The 5179-nt window shown below is 74.4% G+C and carries 5 protein-coding genes; 1 reads left to right on the forward strand and 4 read right to left on the reverse strand.

Annotation, left to right across the window (positions count from 1 at the left end):
• Positions 1 to 1342 (reverse strand): ABC-F family ATP-binding cassette domain-containing protein (locus J1C73_RS18675; protein ID WP_207317408.1); only part of this gene is annotated, 1342 nt, incomplete at its 3' end.
• A 195-nt stretch (positions 1343 to 1537) separates the two neighbouring features.
• Here J1C73_RS18675 and J1C73_RS18680 point away from each other — a divergent pair.
• Positions 1538 to 2185, forward strand: coding sequence for a lipoprotein (locus tag J1C73_RS18680; RefSeq protein ID WP_207317409.1), 648 nt, complete (start codon positions 1538 to 1540; stop codon positions 2183 to 2185).
• A gap of 45 nt (positions 2186 to 2230) precedes the next feature.
• Here J1C73_RS18680 and J1C73_RS18685 read toward each other — a convergent pair whose 3' ends face one another.
• The 3 genes from J1C73_RS18685 to J1C73_RS18695 all read right to left on the reverse strand — a co-directional run.
• Entirely contained in the window at positions 2231 to 3124 is an 894-nt protein-coding gene (locus tag J1C73_RS18685) for a 4-(cytidine 5'-diphospho)-2-C-methyl-D-erythritol kinase (protein ID WP_207317410.1), read from the reverse strand.
• On the reverse strand, positions 3121 to 4077 hold the full coding sequence (gene rsmA / locus J1C73_RS18690) for a 16S rRNA (adenine(1518)-N(6)/adenine(1519)-N(6))-dimethyltransferase RsmA (protein ID WP_307797728.1): 957 nt from the start codon (positions 4075 to 4077) through the stop codon (positions 3121 to 3123). Before rsmA ends, J1C73_RS18685 begins: the two co-directional genes overlap by 4 nt.
• Before the next feature lie 82 nt (positions 4078 to 4159).
• Positions 4160 to 5179, reverse strand: a 1020-nt coding sequence (locus J1C73_RS18695; RefSeq protein WP_278186577.1) for a resuscitation-promoting factor, incomplete at its 5' end; no start/stop codon positions are given.

Raw genomic sequence — 5179 nt, forward strand, 5'->3', positions numbered from 1 at the left:
CGTTGGTGGGCTCGTCGAGGAAGAGGACGTTGGGCTCGTCCATCAGCAGGCGCAGGATCTGGAGCCGCCGGCGCTCACCGCCCGACAGGTCGCCGACCGGGGTCCACTGCTTCTCCTTCGTGAACCCGAACTGCTCGCAGAGCTGGCCCGCGGTCATCTCCCGGCCCTTGCCGAGGTCGACCCGGTCGCGCACCTGCTGCACCGCCTCCAGCACCCGCAGGTTCGGGTTGAGCTCGGCGACCTCCTGGGAGAGGTAGGCCAGCTTGACCGTCTTGCCGACGACGACCTTCCCGGCCGCGGGCTGCTCCTCGCCCTGGGTGCGGGCGGCCACGGCCAGGGCCCGCAGCAGCGAGGTCTTGCCCGCGCCGTTGACCCCGACCAGGCCGATCCGGTCGCCGGGGCCGAGCTGCCAGGTGAGGTGGGTGAGCAGCGTCTTGGGTCCGGCCTGGACGGTCACGTCCTCCAGGTCGAAGACGGTCTTGCCGAGCCGGGCGTTGGCGAACCTCATCAGCGCGCTGGTGTCGCGGGGCGGCGGCACATCGGCGATCAGCTCGTTGGCCGCCTCGATGCGGTAGCGCGGCTTGGACGTACGGGCGGGGGCGCCGCGCCGCAGCCAGGCCAGCTCCTTGCGCATCAGGTTCTGCCGCTTGCCCTCCTCGGTGGCCGCGATCCGCTCCCGTTCGGCACGGGCGAAGACGTAGTCGCTGTAGCCGCCCTCGTACTCGTGGACGGTGCCGCGCTGGACGTCCCACATGCGCGTGCAGACCTGGTCGAGGAACCACCGGTCGTGGGTGACGCAGACCAGCGCCGAGCGGCGGGCGCGCAGATGGCCGGCCAGCCAGGAGATCCCCTCGACGTCGAGGTGGTTGGTCGGCTCGTCGAGGACGATCAGGTCCTGTTCGGCGATGAGCAGCTTCGCGAGCGCGATCCGGCGGCGCTCACCGCCGGAGAGGGGCGCGATGACGGTGTCCAGGCCGTGCTCGAAGCCCGGCAGGTCGAGGCCGCCGAAGAGCCCGGTCAGCACGTCGCGGATCTTGGCGCTGCCCGCCCACTCGTGGTCGGCGAGGTCGCCGATGACCTCGTGGCGGACCGTCGCCTGCGGGTCGAGCGAGTCGTGCTGGGTCAGGACGCCCAGACGCAGCCCGCCGTTGTGGGTGACGCGGCCGGTGTCCGCGTCCTCCAGCTTGGCGAGCATCCGGATGAGGGTCGTCTTGCCGTCTCCGTTACGACCGACGACACCGATCCGGTCCCCCTCGGACACACCGAGGGACACACCGTCGAGCAGCGCACGGGTGCCGTACACCTTGCTGACCTGCTCGACATTGACGAGGTTGACGGCCACGTACGCTCCAGCTCGAAGGAAAACACTGACCTTCAGCGTAGTCGCCACGGTGCGGAGCTCCGTACGAGCGCCCGCTCACCCGTGCGGGGGCCGGTCCAGGACCGGCCCCCGCACGGCTTCGCGCCTGCGGTACCTTGCCCGAAATGATCAAGGCCCGGGGGGCGGGCCCTGGATTTCGCTGGGGTGGGGAACTTCATGGTGGGTCGTACGGTTCGGGGGCTCGTCCCCGTGCTGCTGGTCGCGGGGGCGTTGACCGGCTGTTCGCCGGAGTCGGGCGACGGCACGGGACCGGGTGCGAAGCCGGGCGGTGGAGCAGCGGCGAAGAGCGCTGCCGGGAAGACGGCCGCCAAGGGCGGCACGGTCGGGGGCGCCGGTTCCGGGTGCGAGCTGCGGGTCACGTTCGACGTGGCGAAGGGGTGGAAGGCGCAGGCGGTCGCCGTCGAGTCCGGCTCGCCCGTGGACGCCGCGCTCGGGACGCAGGGCCCGGTCTCCATGGCCTGCGAGATCGACGCGAAGCCCGCCGGGCACATCGGGTTCCTGCGGGTGTGGCAGGGCGACGGCAAGGGCGGCACACCCCGTCAGGTGCTGGAGGACTTCGTGGCGGCCGACGAGAACGCGTCGAGGACGGCGTACACCCGAACCACGGTCGGGAAGCTGTCGGTGACCGAGGTCGCCTACACCGTCCACAGCAAGATCATGGAGGAGTCGCGTGAGGCGAGGGCCTTCGCCGTCGCCACTCCGGACGGACCGGTCGTGGTGCACCTGGGCGGGCTGGACTCCCAGGAGCACCGGGCCATGCTGCCCGCGTTCGAGCTGGCGAAGCGGAGCCTGCGGCTCGGCTGAGCCCGGCAGGCCGGGGCCCGCCGGCCGGCCTCCGCGACGCCCCGGTCAGCAGAGCGAGGCGCCCGGCGCCGGGGACGTGGCGATCCGGGCGTCGCGGCACGTCCCCGAGGCCATCAGCGCATCGGCGACCTTGCGGGCGGCTGCCCCGTCCTCGGCCAGGAACGCCGTGGTCGGCCCGGAGCCGGAGACCAGCGCGGCCGCCGCGCCCGCGGTGGTGCCCGCCGCCAGGGTGTCGGCCAGCGAGGGCCGCAGCGACAGCGCCGCGGACTGGAGGCCGTTGCTCAGGGCGGCGGCGAGGGCGGCGGTGTCACCGGTCCGCAGGGCGTCCAGGAGCGCGCCGGAAGCGGCCGGCTCAGGCACCCGGGTTCCCGCCGTGAGCCGGTCGAACTCGCGGTACACGGCCGGGGTGGAGAGGCCGCCGTCGGCGACCGCGAAGACCCAGTGGAAGGTGCCGCCGACCTCGACCGGGGTCAGCTGCTCGCCGCGGCCCACCCCGAGGGCCGCGCCGCCGACCAGGCTGAACGGGACATCGCTGCCCAGCTCCGCGCAGATGGCCAGGAGCTCGTCCCGGGTGGCGCCGGTGGACCAGAGCGCGTCGCAGGCCAGCAGGGCACCGGCCCCGTCGGCGCTGCCGCCCGCCATACCGCCCGCGACCGGGATGTCCTTGGCGATGTGGATGTGCACCCGGGGGTCGATGCCGTGCCGCCCGGCCAGGGCGATGGCGGCGCGGGCGGCGAGGTTGGTGGCGTCCAGCGGGACCTGGGCGGCGTCCGGCCCGGAGCAGGTGATGCGCAGCTCGTCGGCCGGGGTGACGGTGACCTCGTCGTAGAGGCCGACGGCGAGGAAGACGTTGGCCAGGCCGTGGAAGCCGTCGGGGCGCGCGGCGCCGACCGCGAGCTGGACGTTGACCTTGGCCGGTACCCGGACGGTGACGCTCACTCGGCACTCCCGGCGCTGTCGCTCTCGGCACTGTCGCTTCCGGCGCTGTCGCTCTCGGCACTGTCGCTTCCGGCGCTGTCGCTTTCGGGCAGCGCGGGCTTGTTCTCGGCGATGGCGGCGAACTCCTCGACGGTCAGTGCCTCGCCGCGGGCCTGCGGCGAGATCCCGGCCGCGACCAGGGCGGCTTCGGCTGCGGGCGCGGAGCCCGCCCAGCCGGACAGGGCCGCGCGCAGGGTCTTGCGGCGCTGGGCGAAGGCGGCGTCGACGACCGCGAAGACCTCGGCCTTGCTCGCCGTGGTCGCGACCGGCTCGGCCCGGCGCACCAGGGACACCAGTCCCGAGTCGACGTTCGGGGCGGGCCAGAAGACCTTGCGGCCGATGGAGCCGGCGCGCTTGACGTCCGTGTACCAGTTGGCCTTCACCGACGGCACGCCGTAGACCTTGTTGCCCGGCCGCGCGGCCAGCCGGTCGGCGACCTCGGCCTGGACCATGACCAGGGTCCGCTCGATGGTCGGGAAGCGGTCGAGCATGGTGAGGAGCACGGGCACGGCGACGTTGTACGGAAGGTTGGCGACCAGTGCGGTCGGCGGCGGGCCCGGCAGTTCCCGTACCTGCATCGCGTCCGAGTGGACGAGAGTGAACCGGTCCGCGCGCTCCGGCATCCGGGCGGCGACCGTGGCCGGCAGGGCGCCGGCGAGCACGTCGTCGATCTCGACGGCGACGACCCGGTCGGCCGCCTCCAGGAGCGCCAGGGTCAGCGAACCCAGACCGGGGCCGACCTCGACCACCACGTCGTCCGGGCGGACTTCCGCGGTCCGCACGATCCGCCGGACCGTGTTGGCGTCGATGACGAAGTTCTGGCCGCGCTGCTTGGTGGGGCGTACGCCCAGCGTCGCGGCCAGCTCGCGGATGTCTGCGGGGCCCAGGAGGGCGTCGGGCTCTGTGGTGCTCACCCGTCAAGCCTACGGCCGCCGGGCGGCCCCGGATCTCGCCCCCGCCGCCCGCACGGCCGGGGCCGGGGCCGCGCACGGGGCCTCAGCGCGTGTTCCTCGCCGGACGCGGCCCGGTGCCCGCCTTCACGACCCGGCTGACCGGCTCCCGTACGACCTCGGCGTCCACCTCCCTGGGCCGCTGCCGGACGCCGTTGACGGTCCGCAGGACGTACATGACCCGGCGCGCACCGTCCCGCCCCTCCCGTTCGACCACCTCCGTACCGGCGGCCAGCGAACCGTCCCCGGACCGTTCGACGGCGTACGGCAGCGGCTCCTCGCGCACCTCCCGGGCGGTGGTGATCCGCAGCACCGAGACGGTCTGGCCCTCGCGCGGGAAGCTCGAAGGGGCCACCGAGGTGGTGTCCTCGCCGCGCAGGGTGACGCCGGCCCGCGCGACGGCCTCGCGGACGGTGGCGGCGTTGGTGCGGACGGTGTGCTCGCGGCCGTCGGCCATCACGGTCACGGTGCGTTCGGTGCGCACGTCCAGCGCCAGTCCGGTGCGGCCGATCGGCGTGGCCGGGGAAACGGAGAGATAGGCCCCCTCCGCGCGTACCCCGAGCCGGCTCAGGGCGTCGCCGACCGTGTGCTCCGAGGTCCAGACCCGGCGCCGCACCCCGTCGAGCGTGAGCGTCACCGGGCGCGGGCCGCGGACGGTGACCTCGTCGCCGTCGCCGAGCGCGGTGGCGGGGTCCGGGGAGACCGTCCGGTGCCCGTCCACGGCGATGCCCTCGTCGGCGAGGAGCTCACCGACGTCGTCCGCGAAGGTGTGCAGGGTGCGCGGCTCCCCGTCGATGTCCAGCGTCACCGCCTTGTCGTCGGCGATGAACGCGCAGGTGCCGCCCGCCAGGAACGCGACGACGAGCGCCTGCGGCACCAGGCGGCGCAGGTTCTCGGGGCGGCCGGACACCCTGCGCCGCCGCCCCGCCCGCCGCGCACCGGCCCGGCCACCACCGGGAGCGGGCACGGCGCCGGACGCGACGGTGAGGGCGGCGGCCATGGCGGCCTGCGCGGGGCCCGTACGGGAGTCGTGGGCCTGTGCGGCCGCCCCGGCGCCGGGGCGCGG

Origin of the sequence: Streptomyces laculatispora (genome assembly GCF_017353455.1) — a bacterium.
GTDB classification, from domain to species: Bacteria; Actinomycetota; Actinomycetes; order Streptomycetales; family Streptomycetaceae; genus Streptomyces; species Streptomyces laculatispora.